Genomic DNA, 20,785 nt, shown 5'->3' with positions numbered 1-20,785 from the left:
CTTGCACCCGAGATGATACCTTATATGGCTGTCAGTGTCCTCGTTTCCGCGGCTTGTTCAAGGAAGCGGCTTGTGTAGCGCGGGTCGACCTTCTGGCAGGCGGCGGTGGCGGCGTCGCTGATGGACTGGTACTCGGGATCCTCCGTGAGGGCAAAAAACTCGCTCGCCAGGATCGTCAGACGCAGCAGGTGGCGCAGAATCAGTCCTTCCTGTTTGATCAGCTCGCGGTTGTGCACGAACTTGTAGAAATCGCCCTGGAACTCGGCCACGCCGCCGGCCACCCACTTGGGCTGGACGTACACTGGCTCGGGCGCGGCCAGCTTCGACTCGAAGACCAGCTTGAGCATTTCGGGGAAGGTCGGCGGACGCTCCTGTTCCTCGGCCCAGTAGTCGTCGCCGTCGTCTTCTTCGGGGGCATCCTGCGGCATGGCCGCCATCAGGCCCTGCTGGATCAGTTGCGGCTCGATGACCTGCGTCTGAAGCGGGCCGGGCGGGGCGTCCGGGATCCGCACGCGGCGCAGAATGGTCGGCGGAATCTCAAGCACCGACTCCAGTGCGAGAATCTTCTCACGGCCATCGGCGTGATTGAGCTGCTCGGCCAGGAATGCCCCGTACAACGGATCGACGCTGCGGAATACCTGCAGCTTGCGGATCGAGTCGTTGAGCGTTACGTGCTCCCCGTTGTCGCTGCGGGTGATGTAGCCCAGGCCGGCGAGGTTGCTGAGCATGAAATCCAGTTGCTCGCGGAAGCGGGCCACACGCTCGGCGGACTCGAACCGCTTGCCGAGGAAGGTGCGCACCTCGTTGAGCGTGCCGGTGCGGGTCAGCATGTAGATGAGCACGTTGTATGAGATCATCGAGCGGCTGAGCAGCTTGGCTGGGCCGGCCTGGATGAGCGTCTTGAACTGCCCCTCGGTCCAGTACTGCTCGGTCTTGCTGCGGACGGGCTTTTTGCGCTCCAGATCCTTCTTGGCCTTGAGCAGGCCGGGGTCCTTGGTGGTCGCGGGGATCTGGTCGTACTTTTTCTTCCACTTGAGCAGCCGGACGTCGTCCTCGTGGGCCAGGGCGAAGACATATCCCTGCGTGTCGAACTGCGGTCGCCCGGCACGGCCGAACATCTGATGGGCCGCCGACGCGAATATCAGCTTCTTCTCGCCCGGCTTGCCCTTCATCAGCGTGCTGATCACGACGGACCTGGCCGGCAGGTTGATCCCGGCTGCCAGTGTTTCGGTACAAACCACGAACGGCACAAGCTTGCGCAGGAAGAGCGATTCAACGATCTCCTTGTGCTTGGGCAGCACGCCCGCGTGATGCACGCCGACGCCGCGGATGAGCATCTGCTTGAGCTTGGGGCCGACGCCGTCGGCCAGGTCGTCCTTGTGGGCCGCCAGCTCCGCGTCAATCTCGACTTTCTGTGCGTTGCTGATGATCGGCAGCCCCTTGAGCCGCTCGGCCACTTCCCAGCACTCGTCGCGGTTGAAGCAGAAGACCAGGGCGGGCACGCGGCACTTGCTGTCGTCGTCGCTGACCATTTCGGTGAGCAGCTCGGTAATCAGCTTGTCGCCCACCCAGATGAACTCCAGTGGCACACGGCGCTCGTTTGACTGCACCAGAGTCACTTCGCGCCCATGCTCGACCCTCAGCCAGCGGCAGAATTCGTACGGGTTGCCGACCGTGGCCGACAGCAGCAGCACCCGCACGTGCGGCGGCAGCAGGGCCAGCGACAGCTCCCAGACGATGCCCCGCTCGGGGTCGTTGAAGCTGTGGAACTCGTCCATGACCACGGCGGCCACCTCGCTCATATCCGATTGGCCCGGCTCCGGCGAGATGAGGTGATTGAGCAGGATCTCGGCCACCACCACGCGGACCAGAGCGTCCGGGTTCACCTTGCGGTTACCGGTGATCAGGCCGATTTCCTCGCGGGCGAAACCCCATTTTTCCGCCAGATCCTGCAGCTCGCGGAACTTCTGGTCGGTCAGGGCGATCAGCGGAGTGGTATAGAAGAGCCGCCGACGGCTGTGCAGGGCCTCGAATACGGCCGCCTCGGCGATGAGCGTCTTGCCCATCCCTGTCGGGGCGCAGACCATCACGCCCCCGGGCGAGTCGAACCACGCCATCAGGGCCTCTTCCTGATAGGAATAGAGGTCGAAGGTGATGGACTCGATGAACTTGGAGCAGATCTCGTCACGTGTCATGACACCAGCATCGCATCTCAGCGAAGAAATGTCGAGCCGAGCTCAGTGAGGCCGACCCGGCGACGACACGGCTTCTGCCTGGCGGAGCGATACGATTGGCGTTCACCGACTGATCTGCCGGCGGACTGCGGGAACTGGATCGTGTCGCCGTGGCGCGCGCCCTCGTCGGCCCTCCCTCCCCCTTTGGCAAGGGGGAGCGGGCGGGGGTCGCAGCGAGGGGCGAGGGCGAGGGGCACAGGGCGGGAAAGGCTTTCGGGGATGTCGCAGACCGTGGATCAACTATACACGATGGTCCGGTCTCGCACGGCCCCCTTTCGCGCCACGTTCACGAAACCCCAGATCATGAAATCGACCGCTTTCTCGTCAGTAATCCGCTGCATCGCTGGCAGTTCAGTACGACAGGCGGCAACCGCTTCCCGCAAAAGATCATTGCTTATGACGCGGTCGTATTCTTTGACAAGAAACTCGTAATTCATCATCAGATTTGCCAGCCGCTCATCGACCGGATGGCTCTGGTCCTTCCGCGGCAACATGAAGAACGCCTCCACATTCGCGTCGTATATCGGGGCCGTGGGCTGTCTCATGTGCCGAAGCTTTGTCACGAAGGAGAACTGAAGCTGCTTCTTGCCACGTCGCACGGGAATCTCATAGAGTTGGCGAGCAACGGCTTCAATGTCAACGTCGGGTTTCCCTTTTGCCTCTTCCAGAATCTGAAAATACGTTTGCAGCCATGCCGAGTTGTCCGTATCACCCCTGACCCATCGCATTTGCCAGAATGACGCGTATTTCGTCTGAAAATCCCGGTCAGTGGCCGCATTCGTTGCGGCATACTGGCTCAAGAGCTTGCCGTACCCAGCAACGGCCTGTCGAAACCATGAGGTTCTCAGGATACGCGGCAGGCTGCTTGTGAGGATGGTGTACATCCGATGCTCCAATTCAGAATGACGGTTTGCCTTTGGGAATCGGCATAGGACTCCTCTGCCGCAACAGACCTACCGTTTCTTCTGCAAAACTATTCTGTCACCCTTCAACTCGTAGGTAAGACCAAGAGGGTCAAGTACTTGCTTGAGAGCCACGTTGCATGGAATGCCCTCGAATTCTGGATATATCCACTGACGGCATTTCGGGTTAGTGTTCGTGAATGAGGTCTTAAAGTCGTATTGGAGGCCCACCTGCTCGGCTACCAGAATCGCGACATACTGGGCAGTGATTCTGTCTGTTGGGGCGTTCGGATACACTTTTGGGTATGGCTTCTTCAAGGTCACCAACCGATTGAGACGTTCGTCGATTTCAGATCCGGGCTGGTCTCTCGGTGTATCTTCGGATGGTTTTTGAACACTGTCAGGCGTGTTTGTGCCGGCCGTGTCCTGACTGTCGGGTGAGTTGTCAGTGTCCTCTGGGTGCTCCGCACTCGGTCGTCGTGCGTAGTCATTGCAGGCATTGGCGAGAGCCTTGTCCAGGCTGCTTGTTCTCTTTGCTAGCGTCATAGCGCAGTCTCTCAGCGCAGAACGTGCCAGTTGACTAGAAATCTGCCACAGCGACGTGATTGCTGCCAGCCGACCGGAGGTCGTGTTCGTTGAGTCAAGGATGAACTCTTTTAGGACGGGCACCGCCTTATCCTTGTAAGTACTCAACTCTCCTGTTGCAGCGTCCACGACCGGATTGTCTGGGTGGTTCAGGTTGCGCACCAGCTCTCGAATCATGTGCGAGTCCAAATCCGATGCACGAGCCAAATCGGACGTGTCCTGCGCAGGGCTGCTGAGCATTGATTGGGAGGATCGGTCTTTCGCCGTCTTCTCTTCGGGCCTGAGCCGCGAACCAGCCTCGCCCGTTAGCCCGTCTTCCCGTACCGGCACTTGATCGCAGTAGAGTACATGAGGCGTGAATGCTCCGCCCTGTGTCTCTATCTGCCCCAGGAATTCGACGGTATCACCCTTCCTAATCGACTTGAGGTCAAGATTGCGTGGCGCGTTAAGGACCAGATCGGGGCCGAGGGATTCGGTGGGACTCATCTTCATCCAAATCTGGGCCTCGCCCCGAATACTAGTGCTTATTCTGTCGACGACCCCGGACCACTTGACTACCTTGCCCTTGAACTGCTTCTCGAAGAGATCGACGGCCTGGATTTCGTTGGCCTGCTGGGCCGCCGTGCCGCAAGCACTCATGAAGTCTTTCCAAGTGGCCGGCATGATCTGTGCTTGGCTCAGAACCATGCCGTGCGGAGGCACCGCTGTTGTATCACTCGTTGGGCGCTGCGCAGACAAGGGCGTTGTCGCCCCCGTGGCAGGTCCAATCCACGCCAGTTCGTGCGGGAGGATCGGTCCGCCCTGTGTGTCAATCCGGGCGACACATTCCAGAATGGCACCTCGGTTAAGCGCAGAGACATCCACGTTGTCGGGGACCTTTAGGACAACGTCGGCACCGAACGATTCCGTAGGGCTCATCTTGAGCCCGATCCGCGTTCCCCCAAGTAGTCCGGGCGATACGCTGTCCACAATGCCGGCCCATCTCACCTGCTTCCCCTTGTAATTGGCCTCGAACACCTTGATGGCGCGGGTCTTGTTGACCTCTTGCGCGGTCGTGCCGCACTCATCCATGTACTGTTTCCAGGTGATATCTGTTGGAGCAGACACCACTTGCTCAGTGAGCTGCTGGCCAATGGCTACCGCAAGTGCAAAACCAGTGACGCCGAGTAGAATCTTACTCCGCCTAGAGTAATGGCTGTTTCGCCAGAGGCCGTATGCGCCAACGGGGAAAAAGAGCACGAGCAAGCTGAGCACGAGCAATCCTCGATCATACCACCTCACTTTGCCTTGGCTGTCGGGACGGGCTTGGCTTGAAGAATTGGCTTGGGCCGGTACCACGGGACCGCTGGCGGTTCCAGTAGTGTCGAGAGCGATACCCCTTCTCGTCTCCGTTGTGTCGTCTTCTCTCACGACTGGGATCGTGAGTTCTTGGCCACACGCGCATCTTGCTTTCCTCCCACCCAGTTCACTCTTTACGTTGTGAGCCCTGCCACATTGCGGACACTTGAACAGGATAATCATGTCGTTCACCTCGCCGAAGAAGGATCGGAAAAGGCGATCCAGATCTGTTTCGCGGATGCCTTGGCGGCCTTCGTCTGCTCTTTGTCACCTTGTCTGATGCGGTCATTGCGTCTATCCGATCGCCTTCACAAGAGAAGCTTCGTCGAAGCCATGATGGGCAAGAATAGATTACTGCTCGAGACTGTTGGATGCAAGGGCTATGGGCTGGAGGCGGTCGGTGGTCGGTTTCCGATTCCTGGTCGCCCCCGGGAGAACGGTGCTCATCGAGGATGCTCCAACCGCGCACCTCGCATCCGGCAGCGCCTTCGGAACGGCTCCCCTTAGTTTCCGCCACATGACTGTGCCTGTGGGTTTCTTCCTCTTCCGTGACGCATCAGAAACGGGCGTACGCAGCTCTTTGCAGGACCCCTCGGAATTCAGCATGCTAAACCGAACAGCAACGCCCCCACCGGCTGCGTGTGCACGCCGCCGAATTGCTGCTCCTCCCGGGCATCGAGGCTGACCTGAACCCCCTTTGAACGGAAGTCGCCCGGAGAAATGCCTCAGCCAGCGGCAGGACTCATACGGGTTGCCGACCGTGGCCGACAGCAGCAGCACCCGCACGTGCGGCGGCAGCAGGGCCAGCGACAGCTCCCAGACGATGCCCCGCTCGGGGTCGTTGAAGCTGTGGAACTCGTCCATGACCACGGCGGCCACCTCGCTCATATCCGATTGGCCCGGCTCCGGCGAGATGAGGTGATTGAGCAGGATCTCGGCCACCACCACGCGGACCAGAGCGTCCGGGTTCACCTTGCGGTTACCGGTGATCAGGCCGATTTCCTCGCGGGCGAAACCCCATTTTTCCGCCAGATCCTGCAGCTCGCGGAACTTCTGGTCGGTCAGGGCGATCAGCGGAGTGGTATAGAAGAGCCGCCGACGGCTGTGCAGGGCCTCGAATACGGCCGCCTCGGCGATGAGCGTCTTGCCCATCCCTGTCGGGGCGCAGACCATCACGCCCCCGGGCGAGTCGAACCACGCCATCAGGGCCTCTTCCTGATAGGAATAGAGGTCGAAGGTGATGGACTCGATGAACTTGGAACAGATCTCGTCGCGGGTCATGCCACCAGCATCGCCGCAGAATGCGGAAATGTCGAGCGCCGCGTGGCACTGGGAGCTTGTCTGGCAGTGTATTCTGCTTCTCAGCTCCGCAATGGCGGGCCCGGTGTCGACGAGGCTGCTCGTTTTCCGCGGCCACGACTCCCGTTCGGCCGCATCCCAGAGGCGGCCAGGTTTTTATAACCTTACGGCCAGATATCTGTGCGGCTTGCGCGCATGTTTCTGGATCGCAGAACGTTTGGGTTGCGGTTCACAAAAAGGCGGTCCGCCTTAGTGGAGGAGGCACAGCGCCTGCTTCACCTTTTCACGTCCCTTCCCAGCCGGCGATGCGGGCCATCAGCCACCAGAAGGCCCGGCCTTTCTGGTAGCAGTTGAAACACACGGAGTGCTGGCATTCGACGCAGGTTGGGCAAGTGTGCGTGGAACACCAGTCCTCGCACCATTCGCACCAATCGGAGCCGTCAGGGTAGTAGTTCCCGGCGGGGTCGTAGCTCTCGATGTCGGCAAAATCGAACAGGATCTTGCCGTGGGTCCGGCAGTAGTTGCGGATCTGGTTGTTGCGTGCGTAGAGATTCTCGCTGGGGCCGGTGCCATCCAAGTGGCCGGTCATGTAGATGAAGATGACGTCGGGATAGTCCGTTTCGAGCTCGTTCATGGCATTGAGATAGGCATTGATTCCCGCCACGGTGTTGTCGCTAACCCCGCCGCACCATGACCACATCACCACGTTGATGTTGTTGCCCGGCTCATCAAGCACGTCACGGGTGATATATGTCCAGTCAAGGTTGCCCTCATGACCGAGGTCCACGTCGTCCTGCTCTTCCAGGACCAGGGAACCTGCCTCCGCGTTGAAGGCATACCGGCTGTTCTCGGCGAAGAGCATTTGCATGCCGGTGACGATTTGGCTGCCGTGCGACGTGTGGCCGTACCAGATGCGGTAGCCTGACTTAACCGCCTGAATCGTCTCGGCCGGAATATCATCAAAGGCTGCGGCGGCAAGGTGGTCGGCGATGATGGCCTCGCCGTCAACGGGCGTCGCGGGGCCGCCGCCGCCGTTGTCGGTGTCATTATTGTCCGGAGGTTGTTGGTTGCACACCTGACCTGAACAGAAAGCGACAATGAGCAGAAAGAGCATCAAACGGCGCATGGTATCCTCCTTTTGGAAACAGGCGGGCTGACTTGCGGTCCAGGACGGATGTGTCACCGGCAACGTGCAACGGCGGTAGTCCAGGAGTCCCGGATCGGTTGCCGCCGGGTCTGCTAAGAAGCTACCCCATCTGCCGCTTGCGGGCAAGTATCATCTTGAACGCGGAAACCCTCACAGTGGGGCCAGGGTTTTTGGCGCGGTGCAGCATCCCGTTGATCGGGCCGGCAGGGCAAAGGGGGATCACCAGGCACAGCCCAGAAGAAAGAATGTGCCCGCAAGACCACACAGATGGACGCAAACGGAAAGGGAAGGTAGGGCGGGCTTTGCCCGACGCCGCCCGGGCCGGAACCCCTTCGGGTCCGTATCTTCGGGCGGAATCCTCTCTGCCAGGTGTCGGGAGCCATGCCCACGGTTTTGCGTGGGCATGCGGCACGGCCGCCTTACACCCGAAGTCCCGACGAGGGCGTCGGCACCGCAAGCGGCATCTCCGAAAGAGAGGCTCATCGATCTCTGGAAGGACGATTAACTCGCGACGTGCTTAAACTCAATGACGCGGTGGTCGCGGATGGCCTCCTCGGCGGCGACGGGTACGTGCATGGCGTCGTAGCCGACGTTGACGTCGGTCCGGGGTGGCCGGCCGGTGCTGATGGCATCGAGGAAATCGAGGTGCAGCTCGCGGATTCCCTGTTGGCCGTGGGAGTCGCCAGTCTGCTCGACAAGTTGCAAGACCTCATCTTTCTGCTTGGGCCTGCGGATGGTTAACTGGTTGCCGCCCCGAGGGAATTCAATCATGCCGTCGGTGCCGACAAGCGTTGTCTGATGGCGGCCGACCTTGGCGAACATGCACACGCCGAGGGCGAGTTGGACGCCGTTCTCGTAATCGACCGTCACACTGGCATGATCGATGGTCTCGCGTTCGCGGTAGACGCTGTTGCCGCCGGAGGCCGTAACGCGAACCGGTTTGCTGCCGATGACCCAGCCCAGGATGTCAAAATCATGGCAGTTCTTCTCCAGCAGTGTGCCGCCGGAGAGCTTCTGGTAGTAGGGCCAGTTGCGGCGGGCGTTTTCCTGCGGGTCGGCGAACAGACGGGCCCAGTCGCCGCGGAACTCCTCGGCCCAAACGTACTTCAGATCGCCGATCGTCCCTGATGCGACCAGATCGCGCACTTTGCGGTAGACGCTCGCGTAGCGGAACTGAAGACCGATGGAGAAAACTTTCTTGCTGCTGCGGACGGCGGCAACGATTTCCCTCGCCTCGTCCAGAGTGGTGGCCATTGGCTTCTCGCAGAGGACATGGCAACCAGCCTTGAGAGCGTCGACGACGATCTGTTTGTGCGTGTAGTTGGGCGTGGCGACGACCACGGCGTCGCAGAGTCTGGAGGTCAACAGGTCAGCGTGGGAGGTAAAGGGTTTGGCGTCGCCGCCGACCTTCACGAGAGCCGCCTCGGCCCTGGCTTGCTCGATATCACAGACGGCGGTGATGAGGCAGCGGTCAGGGAGCTCCTTAAGCTGGGCGATATGCACCCCGCTGCGATTGCCCGCCCCGATGATACCCACCCGGATCGCCGATCCTGAACCGGCATCCGCGCCGAGGGCAGGGCCGGGGGCCGGGATCAAGGCCAAGCCTGCGACGGTCTGACCGAAGATGGAGAGAACCTCTCTTCTGGTTGTGGTTGCAGTAGACATGCGGCATGCTCCCGGAATGCGCAGCGGATGCGGCAAGGGGCCGCAGTTCCGCGGCTGAGTTCCTCAACGAATTCGCGCGAACCATCATCCAGGAGCCGTGCCGGGTTGTCCAGTAGGGTCGCAGGTATTCTGGAACGTTGGTCTTGCTCATGGGGCGATTCTGAGGCTACCCTATGCTCTTGGTCTCAAGCGATCGCACGCAATACTTCAGGAGATGGTCATGTCGCAACGCAAGCACACTCCGGCCCTGTTGGTGTTGGTGGCGAGTATTGTTCTGGCGGCCTCCTGGTGCGTGGCCGCGGGACAGCAGGGAGACACGGCATCCGATCCGGTTGTTCAGAGCTTCCGGTCGCGTTTGGAGAAGGCCCTCGACCAATGGTGTCGCTGGCTCTCGACATACCTTTACCGAGTCCCGGGAACAGACCTGTACACGCTGAACCCCACGCTGGGCACGGGCAGCAATCCCTACCGTGACGTGGCCGGTAACACGTTTGCGGCCGCGGCGGCGGGGTACTGGCTCAAGCGGGCCAACCCGCCGGAGGATATCGCCCGGCCGCTTCGCGGTTTGATCAAGCTGGTCCTGGGTACGCACATCGCGGCCAACACTGTTGATCGACCGGACATCCAGAAATGGGGGGCGACGCTGTCGATGGCCGATGACTGGCACGCGGATCTGTTCGCGGTGGCGGATGCCATGCTCTTGATCGACGCCCTGCCGCCGGATCAGAGAGAGCAAATGCTCAAGATCCTGGTCTGGGAGGCGGACAAGCAGGTCGAGTACGGGATCAGCAAGAAGTGGCGGACCTGGCCGGGAACCTGGCCGGAACACTCGTGCGGCGAATCCAACGCGTGGTCGTCGACGTTGCTGCAAATGGCTCGCGTCGCGATGCCAGACTCACCTCGGCAGGCCGCCTGGCGTGAGTCGGCCATCGAATATTGCCTGAACGCCATTTGCATGCCGGCGGACGTCGCCTCGGACAAGGTGGTCGGCGGCAAGCCGCTCAAGGAGCGAGTGAAAGCGGCCAACTTCGAGCCCGGCGGCATCCAGGAGCACCACGGCTTTTACCATCCGGGCTACATGGGCTGGCCGTTGGCGTATCTGGCTTACGCGTACGTGATGGATCAGCAATTGCCTGAGTCGCAGCGAAACCCGGACGTCTACCTGCACAACTGGAAGTACGCGTACGATCGGCTCAAGCAGGCCACGCTGTACACAGGGCGTTTCATCCACTGTGCCGGCGACGACTGGATCACCTACGGCTACGGCAACACGCAAATGATGCCGGCGTATCTGTTCGCGGCCGCCCATTTCAAGGACCCCGACGCGACGCTCATGGCCGACGAGTGGATCAAGATGATCGAGTTGCAGCAGAAGCTCGGCGGCGGAAGCGTCCTGGCAGCGAGGCTTTCGTCGTTGTTGCGATTCCGTTTGAACGACTTTTCCTGGTATGAGGGGCAGGAAGGCTGCGTGCTGGCCCAGGCGCTGTGGCTGTTGGAGCACATGAAGCACGAGCAGATGGTGCCACCGGCCAGCGTGAAAGAGTTCAACGAACGTAATGTCGGCACGTATTACGAGCCGAACGTGCGGCTGGCCTGGCATCGCGATTCCCACAGCTTTTCGAGCGTCGCGTGGCGGTCGGCTTTCGGGTGGTGGCAGATGCTCGTTCAGCCGGTGGGCCTGCCTCACTTGCTGCGGTACAACGGTAACGGCATGGGGATGATCCAGGCGACGGGCGTTACGCCTCAGTTCAGTTTGGAGTCTTTCAAGATCGGGACGTTCGATGAGGGCGGGTTCTGGACGACCGGACGTATCGGCCGGGAGACCAAGAACGTCATTCATGGCCGGCCGAACAACAAGGTCTTCCCGATGATTCGTCAGTACCAGGCGTTCGTCGCGCTGCCGGGCGGACCCACCTTGCTGATCGACTGGTGCATGGCCGAGGACCAGATCTGGCTGCTGCGCGAGGGGAGCCTGGGCCTGCGATTGGCATGCGACATCTACAACAACCACCAGGTGAACCTGGCGACCAACGGCAAGGAGCATGTCTTCAAACCGGCCGAGTGCAACGACACCTGGCATGACTTGCAGGCTCGCTCGATCACTATCGAGAAGCAGATGGCCATTCACGCACTGGCCGGCGAGGGCTCGTTCCAGTTGATGCAGAAACGGCAGCGGTATGCCGATCGCAGTCAAATGGTGTATCCGGAGGACAGGTTTGCGGTGGACGAGTCGCTGCTGGCCCACGAACTGTACTTCGGCCCGCCGGCTTACGACCGCCCGCGGATTGTCAGCCCACAGGAGTGGTTCCGCAAGACGGTGCTGGCAATTTACTGTGATCCGGCCAGCACGCCCGGACGGCCGAGCGGCACGGTCAGCGGCCTGTTCCCTCACATCGTCGTGCATCTGCCGGAGGCCAAGTGCGCGGTGGCGGTCAACTTCACGGGGACGACAGCGGAAATCGATACGCCGCTGGGGAGAGTGAGCGTCGAGGCGGAAAGTGTCGCTGTGGTTCGGTGAGGGTCGCCATTGTCTGGCCTGCAACCGACCAACGGCTAAGAACAGATTGCCCTGACCGAGGTAAGGGTTTATCATATGCTGTTCGGAAGGAATGTTGCCATGAAACAACTCCAGATTGAACTGCCTGACAAGATCGCCGGTGAGGTCGCAGCCCTTGTCCAAGCCGGCTGGTTCCATAGCCAGGATGAGCTCGTACGCACTGCGCTCCTGGAGTTCCTACGGCACCGGCGGCTGGAACTGACCGAAGCCTTCCAGCGAGAGGACATCGACTGGGCCCTGCACCAGAGGACGGCCAATCCGTGAGACGAGTTGTTTCAAACACCGGGCCGATTCTGCGCCTATCAGAGATCGATGCCCTCGATCTGTTGCAAGAGGTGGGTGCGGTCCATATCCCACCGGCCGTGCAGGAGGAGTTGCAGCGGGCTCTTGCCGAGTGGTCATCACGACGCCCCGAATGGATCCAGGTGATTGACGTCGACTCTGCCCATATGGTCGAGCTGCAGCCTTGGATGGACACGGAAGCGATTCATATAGGCGAAGCAGCCGCCTTGGCGTTGGCGAGACAGATTCAGGCTGATTGGTTTCTGACAGATGACGCCGCCGCTCGACTTGTCGGTCGAACCATGAACTTGGAGGTACATGGTACGATCGGGATACTGCTCTGGGCTGCGGGAGCTCGCCGGCTTGAAGCACGTGAGGCTGAGGGCTTCCTGGATCGGCTCAGCCGCTCCTCGCTTTGGATGTCACCACGCGTTCTCGCCCAGGCTCGATCGGCTCTGCGAGTCATCTGCCCCTGATCATTTCAGAAGCTCCGCGCATTGTGAATACCCTCTGCCTGGCTGCATAATGCTGTTCATGGGATCGACCGTCCTGATCATCTGGACAGCCGTCGGAATGACTGCCGGCCTCACGGTCTCGCTGCTCTATCTGGGGCTCTTCCAGGACCGCAGCCGTGGACGGCCGCGCTGCCCGAAGTGCTGGTACAACATGACCGGCGCTCCCAGCCTGGTTTGCCCAGAGTGCGGGTATGATGCCCGACGGTCGAAAGCCTTGTATTGCACCCGCCGGCGGCGATGGGCGATGGTGGCAGCAGTCCTCATGGCGGCTTGCTGTTACTACGCGTGGCTGGTCAGAATACGAGTCATCTGGTTGCATGAACCTGTCTACCTCGCGGTACGACCGACCAGCTATTTCCTGGCGACACTCCCTCATGCTCAGCGGGCACAGACGGAGTATATCATCAAGAGAGTTCAACGATTCGGCGTGTGGCCCTGGGAATCTGTCGGATACCATCGTGTTCGCCTCGGAACCGTTCGAGCTGATCGTCAATCCCGTTGGCACGGATTCTCGGCCGGCTAGCCTGCCGTGATAGCTCTCGCGGGAAAATCGAGAGCTCGGATCAAAAGAGGGCCAAGGCCACTCATCCACCTCGCGTCGTCAACGTCATTCAGGTACTTCCAGGGTGACCGTGTATTCGGTATGTTGGCGGTCGAAGGGGATTCGGATTTCGATTCGGCCTTCGGCGGGTTCGGCACGGCCGTCTTTGCGGTAGGGGTTGTGGGGCAGGGCCGGCCAGAAGAGGCTCGCGGTGTCGGGAACGAGCAGGCGAGCAGCGCCGTGTGAGACTGCGCCGGCGACCTGCGCGGGTGTCCAGGCGATGGACGCATCGCCGAGCGTCACGCTCTGTTCGCCGGCCGTCTCCAGCGGCTTCTTGATGTGCGGTATCAAGGTCAGGTGAGCGGCGACGGGGCCATCCTCGACGCCGGGTGCCGACAGAACCAAGTCCAGCCTGTGGTCATCGTTCGGCTGGATGCGGATCCGGCAGAGCTGTTTGCCGTAGGTCAGATCCAGGCCCAACTGCGGCTCGCGAATGAGTCTGACGTCGCTGGGCACGTGGAACAGCGGCCCTTTGGGCAGAAAGTCGGGGTTCTCGTCGCCGGGTTTATGCTGGAGCAGAGCCATGTCGCCGACGGTGAAGTTGCTCCAGGCCGGTTGCAGCTTGGTGTTGCCGCCGCCGACGATCAGGCCGACCTTTTCGTGAAAGACGCTCACGAAGTTCTGGCGGTCCTGGTGCCATCGCGACTTGGGAATCGGCGCGGTGTAGGCCGACACGCAGACGTACCATGGACCTCGCCGCAGGACCGCCGCCCGGTCAACGCCCTTCTCGGTCAAGACCTCGAGCGAGCCGCCGGGATTGAGGAACGAAGGATCCATGGGGCCTTCCTCACCGTGCATCAACAGGGAGGCGATCAGATCAGCCGAGAGCGGCTCTTTTCCCAGTTTGGCCCACAGAACATGCAGCAGAGCACGGCCGTGTGGCGTTAGCGTGAAACCCACGTTGGCTGGATGGACACCGTCGTGATACGGGTTGCGCTCGTCGATGGTCTCGACGATCGATCCGTCGGGATAGGTGAACATGCTGTGGAAGCGGAGGGCGTTCTCGATAGCCGGCAGCACGTGTTGATCGCCCGACGCGGAGTAGTAGGTGCCCAGTGCATCGACGTAAACAAAGTTGTAGCGGACGACCGGGCCGACATCCTCGGACCAGTAGCCGCCCTCGAACTGTGCCCCGGCCACCTTCTTCATGAAATCGGCGGCCTTCTCGCACCAATCGGGCTTGCCGAGCACCTTGCCCGCGAAGTACAAGCCCATTGCGTGGTGCGCGGGGATGTTGTGCACGTGGCCCAACTGGCTGCGGGCGATGCCGTCGTAGCCGAGGGTCAGGGCCTTTTCCCAAGCGGCTCGGCGGTCGGGGGGCATGTCATCGCGGATGAGCATGAAGGCGCGCACCCATCGCGAGTAAGTCCAGGGCATCCAGATCTTGCCCCACTCGCTACCGTCTTTTTTGCGGAAGACCCACTTGCCGTCTTTGTCGGCGTCCGCGATCAGGGCGTCGCCGGCCTTCATGATGGTTTCAAGCAACTGCTGGTCTTTATAGTACTTGTTCCCCTCTCCCTGTCGCGCATAGGCCACGGCCAGCGGGAACATCAGGTTCTGGTCGGTACAGATCCAGATGCCCTTGCCGAAGTGTCCCGTTTCGGCATCGTAAGTCTTGAGGATATCAGGGACTTGCCGCACGAGGTCGTCGAGAAGACGGTCCTTGTATCTGAACTCCTCGGCCGAGGCGGTTGTCATTGTGACCGAAGCTGTCAGCAAGGCCAACGAATGTCTGAGCATGGCATTTCCTCCAAATGAGAGCCAAAGGTCTGAATAATAGATGATATCAGCGTGGCAGTGCTTCTGTCACGATGGGAGGTGTCGAGGGCGGAGCAGTTGCTTTTCATGGTGGGGTTTCAGTATGTTGGCCGCACGACGGATTCGCGTTCGAGTCTGGATTGACCACGCAGAGAATCGGGAGTCATCATGAAGGTTGTTCGTTTTGAAGATCCGAGCGGAAAAGTGTGCATTGGCGAATGGATCGCGGCGGACCAGGCCAGGCTGATCAGTGGCGATCTCTATGGTTCCTATGAAATCACGTCGCAGACCGCCAAGATCAAGCGGCTGCTGGCTCCGGTGGTGCCGGTGAACGTCATTGCCATCGGCTTGAACTACCGGCGGCATGCGGCTGAGGGCGGCCAGCAGGTGCCCGAATTCCCGCTGGTTTTCGTCAAACTCACGACAAGCGTGATCGGGCCGGGTGAGCCGATAGTGCTGCCCACGGATGCCCCGGACGAGGTGGATTACGAAGCGGAGTTGGCGGTGGTGATCGGGAGGAAGGCCCGCAAGGTGAGCGAAGCCGATGCGCTCAAGTATGTGCTGGGTTACACCTGCGGGAACGACGTGTCGGCCCGCGACTGCCAGATTCGACGGGACAAGCAGTGGGCAAGAGCCAAGAGCTTCGATACCTTTTGCCCGCTGGGGCCGTGCCTGCTGATCGACCCGAATCAGGATCCCAATGCGTTTCCCATCCGGGGCCGGCTCAACGGCAAGGTCATGCAGGAGTCGAACACGGCCGACATGATCTTCTCGGTGCCCAAGCTGATCAGCTACCTCTCGCACCAGTTCACTCTCCTGCCAAGCACGGTGATCGTGACCGGCACGCCCGAAGGCGTGGGCGTTGCCCGCAAGCCTCCCGTTTTCCTTCGCGAAGGTGACACCTTTGCCGTCGAGATCGACGGGATCGGGGAGCTGGTCAATCCGGTGGTGAGGGACGAGTGAAGTCGTCAGTGGTCCGTTCTCGGTTGTCAGAGTCAGCGTGACCCATGCGGGTAACAGAACCTGATGCCGAGCCGGGGTTCAGGCTTGCCCCGGTCCCTCTCCGCGTGCATTCACAGGTTTGGCGGCGCTGGGGGTTGACAGGCAGCCGATCGTTGATTATGGATCATGCACGATTGGGTGCGCTTGCCCATTGGCTTGCTCGGGTGATGAACGATCATGCCTCCTTCAGCCATTTCGCGATTGAGCTTTGTTGAGCAGGCGTACCAGGCCATCAAGCAACGTATCGTCGGCGGAGATTTCGGGCCGGGCACACAGCTCAACATTGATGCCCTGGCGCGGCAGCTCGGCGTCAGTAACTCGCCTGTCCGCGAGGCTTTACGACGACTGGAGAACGAGCGTTGGGTGGAGACAATACCGTTTCGGGGGGCATTCGTGCGGCCGTTGGACCCGGTCGAGCTGGCCGGGCTCTACGAGCTTCGGGGGATGCTGGAGTTGGCCGCGCTGCGAAAGGTGATGCCTCGCCCGCCGGCCGAGGGGCTGGGGCAACTGGAGAAGGCGCTGGCCGAGCTCCGGGCGGCGGTTCGAAGAAGCGATCCTCTGGCCTATCTTGCGGCGGACACGCGGTTTCATCAAGCCATCGTGGATATGGCCCGGAACAAGAGACTGAGTGAGATGTACGCCACGCTGGTCGAGCAGGGCAAGTGCTTCATGCTCGGGCGGGGGCCGGAGAGCATGGCGCGCTATCGCAAGGGCCGCGATCAGCATGGGGCCATTTTTGATGCCGTTCGCCGAGGCGACGGGAAAAGGGCCGTCAGGTTGCTTGAGGAGCATCTGCGGATCGGGCCCGAGGATGCACCAGTGCAAACCAGGAAGAAATGAGAGACGTGCCATGCGATTGTGGCAGACAACGGCGAACCTCACTATGGGTCAGCACCTGCCCGCGAAAGGGTGGCACGGATCCGCCGTTCGCGTATCGTCTGCGCACCAGCAGCCTTTTTGCCCCGAAGGGGCACAGATATGTAGCCTGGGGCGCGAGCCCCAAGTGCAGATGTCGCCAGGACCGATCAGCCCCGAAGGGGCGGAAGAAGAGCCAGGCCTTCCACAGGCGTCCATCGTCCCGCTGGGGCTAACCGGTGAATGGGGCATCGAATCCAGGGGCTCGCGCCCCTGGCTACACACCTCCGCCCCTACCGGGGCGATTTGCAGCCGTGCGGGGTCACTGATTGTGAAGCCACAGGGCTGCTCTACGGACCCGTCCCACCCAGCCGCAGCTCGTAGTCGGATCTCTCGCCATACGTTGTGTCTAACAGCCGCCGTTTTGCTGATCGCCGGATGTTCGGCCGGGCGCGGTCGCGGCCTGGATGCCGGGCAGGAAGGGCTCGGCCCCTGGTGGATGCGGGAGACTGCGATGACCCGCGACGGCAAGCTGGACCTTAAGGGCAAAGAGTGGTGGCCCCAGGCTGCAGGGCTTGAGGTCGGTGAACAGTTCATTGTTCGTGCCGAGGGAGAGGCAGCCACTCGAATGCTTGTGCGGCGAGAGAAGGTCACGCTTCGCGACGGCAAGGAGGCTGAAGCACTCGTCTGGATCATTGACGACGGCCATGACGGCAGTGCGGTTCGCGGCGGCGATCGGGTCAACGACTGCTACGTGGCGGACTATGGCCGCGACGGCGTGGTCGACCGCATAGTCGACTGGATCGACAACGACCGCGACGGCGTCCCTGACGAGATGGACATCCGCTATTTCACCAACGGCCGGCTGAACTACTGTTGGCTGGGAATGGATTTCGACGGCGACGGGCACATGTGGAGCCTGACGGGTTACGAGTACGGTGGTCCGAGCTTCTTCGAGGCCGACCCGTACGGCAACAACATGATCTACATGAACAAGTTCAACCCCAACCTCGGCCGATGGAGCCCTATCTCCGAGTGCCCGTTTGCTTTCTACGACACCGACGGCGACGGCCAGAGCGAGGAGGTGGTTCGGTTCAGCGCCGTGCCGCTTGAATACGACGTGGGGAAGTATCCTGATTACGCAAATACGGCCTACGCCTTGCCGTGGAAAAACGAGTTGGAGCGCATGGGCGTGGTGAACATCCGCTACAGCTTCGATATCGACAACTTGAGCAGCGCGCAGACGCCGCTCCACTATGATTTCGGCTTCAACCTGGTCAGCAAGGTACCCTATCAGTTCCCGGGGATGTATCACTACAACCCGCTGCGACGGCCGCCGCAGGCAACGGTGGTGGCGCCATACGACCGCGTCCGGCACATCAGCAATATCTATCCGGCCCGCGAGACGGGTTTTTCCTGGCACGAGAACCACGATGACACGATCTCGATCGGCTACGGGGCGAGCAAGGACGACGATTTCCGATGGGAGGGCGTGTTCTGGATCTGGGAACGGCGGTTCATGGAGAACACCGGCGGGCCGTGCCAGAAGTGGAACGTTCGCCGAGAGTGGAGCCGCAAGCCGGCAAACCGCCGCGAGTTGTACTACAGCGGTATCGACAGGCGGATTCATCTGTTCGGAGCCGAAGAAGGCTGGATTCAGATGGGCCACTTCGCCGGCCTGGGCGAGATCGGCGAGTCGCGCATGTACGACACGGATGGCAACGGGTACTTCGACCGCTGGGAGGTCTGGCTCAAGGGCGAGCCCGGCCCGTGGAGGGTCTCGACGGTGCACGACGAGAAGGCCCGCCGCGTGCCATTCGACATCGAATGGCTGCGGGAATTCTACACGAAGAAAGTGCTGCCCGAGACGATGGCGGCGAATGAGAAGCTGATGGCCGCGATGAGCCGCGTGCGACCGTTCACCTGTTCGGCGGAACTTCAGGCGGCGATGCGCGAAGGGCCGGACAATTACCGCCGGTACGCGCAGGATATCGCCCTGGAGCTCCACTATCGCGATCTGCGGCGGAGCCTGAGCGAGGCGGCTAACAAGGTCCTGGCTGAGGCGAAGATGGACGACTTGCGGCCGCTGTCCCCCGAGCAGCGGGCGGCCACGCCCAATTCGCAGACCGCCTGGGAACTGACCCGCCTGCTGGAGCGTCTGGACGTGGCGTGGGGCGAGGGAGACATCGACGCAGTACTCGCTGCGCTGGATGAGCTTTCAGCATCACCACTGGTGAGGAAGACGGACTGATCGCGAAGACTGGGGAGGTGATCGAGTGAACATCCTGGCAGCCGGCAAGCTGTACGGTCCCGACTACTTCATCATTGTCGCCTACTTTGTGCTCATGCTGGGCGTGGGTGCGTACTTCTATCGTTACATCAAAGCGATGAAGGACTACTTTGCCGGGGGGAATCGTATTCCCTGGTGGCTGAGCGGCGTGTCCTACTATATGTCGAGCTTCAGCGCCTTTGCTTTCGTGGCCTACTCAGGGCTGGCCTATAAGTACGGCATCTTCGGCGTCACTTTTTACTGGGTGACAGTGCCGGCGGCGGCGTTCGGTGTTGTCTTCTTCGCGACCCGCTGGCGGCGGGCTCGAATCAGCAGCCCGGTCGAATATCTCGAATCGCGGTACGACTCGGCTGTCCGGCAGCTTTTCGCCTGGCAGGGCATCCCCCAGAAAATCATCGATGATGCTCTGAAGATCGTTGCGATCGGGATGTTCCTGGCGACGGCGCTGAACGTCCCGCTCAAGCAAGGGATGTTCTGGTCGTCGGTGATCATGCTTGCCTACACTTTCATGGGCGGTCTGTGGGCGGTGACGGTGACCGATTTTCTGCAGTTTGTGGTCATGATGCTGGCGGTGCTGATCCTGTTTCCGCTGTCACTGCAAGCGGCCTTTGACAAAACCGGTGGCCTGTCTGAGATGATCGAGACCGCACCGGCCGGTTTCTTCAAGCCGTATACGGGGGATTTCAACTGGGTCTACCTGGCAACGGCCGTGGTGCTATACTGCCTCTCTTACAGTGTGAACTGGGGTCTCGTGCAGCGTTATTACTGCGTGCCCACGGAGAAGGACGCCAAGAAGGTCGGCTGGCTGGTGGTGGTTCTGAACATCGTGACCCCTCCTCTGATGTTCATGCCGGCCATGCTCGGACGGTATTTTCTGCCCGCCCTGGCCGATCCCAATCAGGCCTATCCGAGTCTTTGTGTGACGCTGTTGCCGGTCGGGCTCCTGGGGCTGGTGGTTGCGGCGATGTTCTCGGCAACGATGTCGATGCTGAGCACCGACTACAACGTATGCGCCAGCGTATTGACCAATGATGTGTATCGGCGGTTGATCCGGCCCAATGCCTCACAAGAACAACTGGTTCTCGTCGGTCGGCTCATGACGCTGCTGGTAGGTTTGATCTCGCTGGCGGTGGCGTTCTACATTGTCAGCCTTGAGGGGGCCGGCGGCGACAAGCTTTTTCGTTGGATGATCACTCTGTTCAGCGTGGCGACCGCGCCGGTGGCCGTCCCGATGCTGGCCGGACTGATCACCCCAAAGGTTACGACTCGCGCCGCTTTGATCGGTTTCGCAGCGGGGGTGGGCGTCGGACTGTTCATGTTCTTTGGACTCGAGGAGAAGTTTGTTTTCCTCAAGATGACATGGATGAGGGAAAATGCGATTTTCCTCGTCGCCCTGGCGGTCACCATATGCCTGACCGCGGCCATCAGTTGGTTGGACGGACAGCGGCAAGGGACGCTTCCGCGCGTCGAGCAGTTCCTGGACCGACTTCGGACGCCGATCGGCGAACTCGATGGGGACCGCGTCGAGGAACCGGCGCGGGGCGATATCATCTCACCCTTCCGCATTGTCGGCACGAGCACGGCCATTATCGGCGTGTTGTTGATTGCGATCACGCCCTGGACGAGAACAAGACTCGGCCTCGTGCTGGATTCTGTGCTCGGCGGTTTTCTGGTCGTCAGTGGGGTATATGTCGCGTGGCGAAGCGGTCGGGGCTCAAGGACGGAAACGCAACTCAAGTCGCAGGAGTAGGAATC

The 20,785-nt window shown here is 61.0% G+C and carries 14 protein-coding genes and 1 pseudogene; 8 read left to right on the top strand and 7 right to left on the bottom strand.

Going from position 1 to position 20,785, the window contains the following annotated elements; translation table 11 throughout:
• Positions 1-20 precede the first annotated feature (20 nt).
• The 6 genes and pseudogenes from PLL20_01410 to PLL20_01385 form a co-directional block, all read right to left on the bottom strand.
• The gene (locus tag PLL20_01410; GenBank protein HPD28622.1) at positions 21-2,195 is read right to left on the bottom strand and encodes a DEAD/DEAH box helicase; all 2,175 of its coding nucleotides are present in this window, start codon (positions 2,193-2,195) and stop codon (positions 21-23) included.
• Between the two features lie 275 nt (positions 2,196-2,470).
• The gene (locus PLL20_01405) at positions 2,471-3,118 is read right to left on the bottom strand and encodes a hypothetical protein (protein ID HPD28621.1); all 648 of its coding nucleotides are present in this window, start codon (positions 3,116-3,118) and stop codon (positions 2,471-2,473) included.
• Positions 3,119-3,187: 69 nt separating this feature from the next.
• Positions 3,188-5,242 carry a hypothetical protein gene (locus PLL20_01400; GenBank protein HPD28620.1) on the bottom strand — a complete coding sequence of 685 codons (2,055 nt, stop codon included), beginning with the start codon at positions 5,240-5,242 and terminating at the stop codon, positions 3,188-3,190.
• Positions 5,243-5,809: 567 nt separating this feature from the next.
• Positions 5,810-6,340: pseudogene (locus PLL20_01395) on the bottom strand (DEAD/DEAH box helicase).
• A 301-nt stretch (positions 6,341-6,641) separates the two neighbouring features.
• Positions 6,642-7,484: a hypothetical protein gene (locus PLL20_01390; protein HPD28619.1), complete on the bottom strand. Its 843-nt coding sequence runs from the start codon at positions 7,482-7,484 to the stop codon at positions 6,642-6,644.
• Positions 7,485-8,006: 522 nt separating this feature from the next.
• Entirely contained in the window at positions 8,007-9,170 is a 1,164-nt protein-coding gene (locus PLL20_01385; protein ID HPD28618.1) for a Gfo/Idh/MocA family oxidoreductase, read from the bottom strand.
• Between the two features lie 220 nt (positions 9,171-9,390).
• Here PLL20_01385 and PLL20_01380 point away from each other — a divergent pair, with 220 nt between their 5' ends.
• From PLL20_01380 to PLL20_01365, 4 genes are all read left to right on the top strand, one after another.
• Positions 9,391-11,688, top strand: coding sequence for a hypothetical protein (locus PLL20_01380; GenBank protein HPD28617.1), 2,298 nt, complete (start codon positions 9,391-9,393; stop codon positions 11,686-11,688).
• Between the two features lie 99 nt (positions 11,689-11,787).
• Positions 11,788-11,991 (top strand): CopG family transcriptional regulator, encoded by a 204-nt coding sequence (locus PLL20_01375; protein HPD28616.1) that lies wholly within the window; start codon positions 11,788-11,790, stop codon positions 11,989-11,991.
• Positions 11,988-12,485 carry a DUF3368 domain-containing protein gene (locus PLL20_01370; protein HPD28615.1) on the top strand — a complete coding sequence of 166 codons (498 nt, stop codon included), beginning with the start codon at positions 11,988-11,990 and terminating at the stop codon, positions 12,483-12,485. The genes PLL20_01375 and PLL20_01370 overlap by 4 nt, the downstream gene beginning before the upstream one ends.
• Before the next feature lie 58 nt (positions 12,486-12,543).
• Positions 12,544-13,047, top strand: a complete 504-nt coding sequence (locus PLL20_01365) for a hypothetical protein (protein ID HPD28614.1) — start codon at positions 12,544-12,546, stop codon at positions 13,045-13,047.
• 84 nt (positions 13,048-13,131) lie between these two features.
• Here PLL20_01365 and PLL20_01360 read toward each other — a convergent pair whose 3' ends face one another.
• Positions 13,132-14,865, bottom strand: coding sequence for a hypothetical protein (locus PLL20_01360; protein ID HPD28613.1), 1,734 nt, complete (start codon positions 14,863-14,865; stop codon positions 13,132-13,134).
• 186 nt (positions 14,866-15,051) lie between these two features.
• Here PLL20_01360 and PLL20_01355 point away from each other — a divergent pair, with 186 nt between their 5' ends.
• The 4 genes from PLL20_01355 (at position 15,052) to PLL20_01340 (ending at position 20,780) form a co-directional block, all read left to right on the top strand.
• Positions 15,052-15,846: a fumarylacetoacetate hydrolase family protein gene (locus PLL20_01355; protein ID HPD28612.1), complete on the top strand. Its 795-nt coding sequence runs from the start codon at positions 15,052-15,054 to the stop codon at positions 15,844-15,846.
• A gap of 216 nt (positions 15,847-16,062) precedes the next feature.
• Positions 16,063-16,725, top strand: a complete 663-nt coding sequence (locus PLL20_01350; GenBank protein ID HPD28611.1) for a GntR family transcriptional regulator — start codon at positions 16,063-16,065, stop codon at positions 16,723-16,725.
• A gap of 529 nt (positions 16,726-17,254) precedes the next feature.
• A complete protein-coding gene (locus PLL20_01345) occupies positions 17,255-18,991 on the top strand; it encodes a hypothetical protein (protein ID HPD28610.1) in 1,737 nt (578 codons plus the stop codon).
• A gap of 25 nt (positions 18,992-19,016) precedes the next feature.
• The gene (locus tag PLL20_01340; protein ID HPD28609.1) at positions 19,017-20,780 is read left to right on the top strand and encodes a sodium/solute symporter; all 1,764 of its coding nucleotides are present in this window, start codon (positions 19,017-19,019) and stop codon (positions 20,778-20,780) included.
• The last annotated feature ends 5 nt before the right edge of the window (positions 20,781-20,785 follow it).

Source organism: Phycisphaerae bacterium (genome assembly GCA_035384605.1).
Lineage (GTDB): Bacteria > Planctomycetota > Phycisphaerae > UBA1845 > PWPN01 > JAUCQB01.
The sequence above is the reverse complement of the archived record's forward strand: the minus strand, read 5'-3'. Positions and strand labels throughout refer to the sequence as shown.

Coding starts and splice junctions, on each gene's coding strand:
- PLL20_01390 (HPD28619.1), bottom strand. CDS start 7,484: ATGCGCCGTTTGATGCTCTTTCTGCTCATTGTCGCTTTCTGTTCAGGT.
- PLL20_01385 (HPD28618.1), bottom strand. CDS start 9,170: ATGTCTACTGCAACCACAACCAGAAGAGAGGTTCTCTCCATCTTCGGT.
- PLL20_01400 (HPD28620.1), bottom strand. CDS start 5,242: ATGATTATCCTGTTCAAGTGTCCGCAATGTGGCAGGGCTCACAACGTA.
- PLL20_01350 (HPD28611.1), top strand. CDS start 16,063: ATGCCTCCTTCAGCCATTTCGCGATTGAGCTTTGTTGAGCAGGCGTAC.
- PLL20_01405 (HPD28621.1), bottom strand. CDS start 3,118: ATGTACACCATCCTCACAAGCAGCCTGCCGCGTATCCTGAGAACCTCA.
- PLL20_01365 (HPD28614.1), top strand. CDS start 12,544: ATGGGATCGACCGTCCTGATCATCTGGACAGCCGTCGGAATGACTGCC.
- PLL20_01345 (HPD28610.1), top strand. CDS start 17,255: ATGACCCGCGACGGCAAGCTGGACCTTAAGGGCAAAGAGTGGTGGCCC.
- PLL20_01410 (HPD28622.1), bottom strand. CDS start 2,195: ATGACACGTGACGAGATCTGCTCCAAGTTCATCGAGTCCATCACCTTC.
- PLL20_01375 (HPD28616.1), top strand. CDS start 11,788: ATGAAACAACTCCAGATTGAACTGCCTGACAAGATCGCCGGTGAGGTC.
- PLL20_01360 (HPD28613.1), bottom strand. CDS start 14,865: ATGCTCAGACATTCGTTGGCCTTGCTGACAGCTTCGGTCACAATGACA.
- PLL20_01380 (HPD28617.1), top strand. CDS start 9,391: ATGTCGCAACGCAAGCACACTCCGGCCCTGTTGGTGTTGGTGGCGAGT.
- PLL20_01355 (HPD28612.1), top strand. CDS start 15,052: ATGAAGGTTGTTCGTTTTGAAGATCCGAGCGGAAAAGTGTGCATTGGC.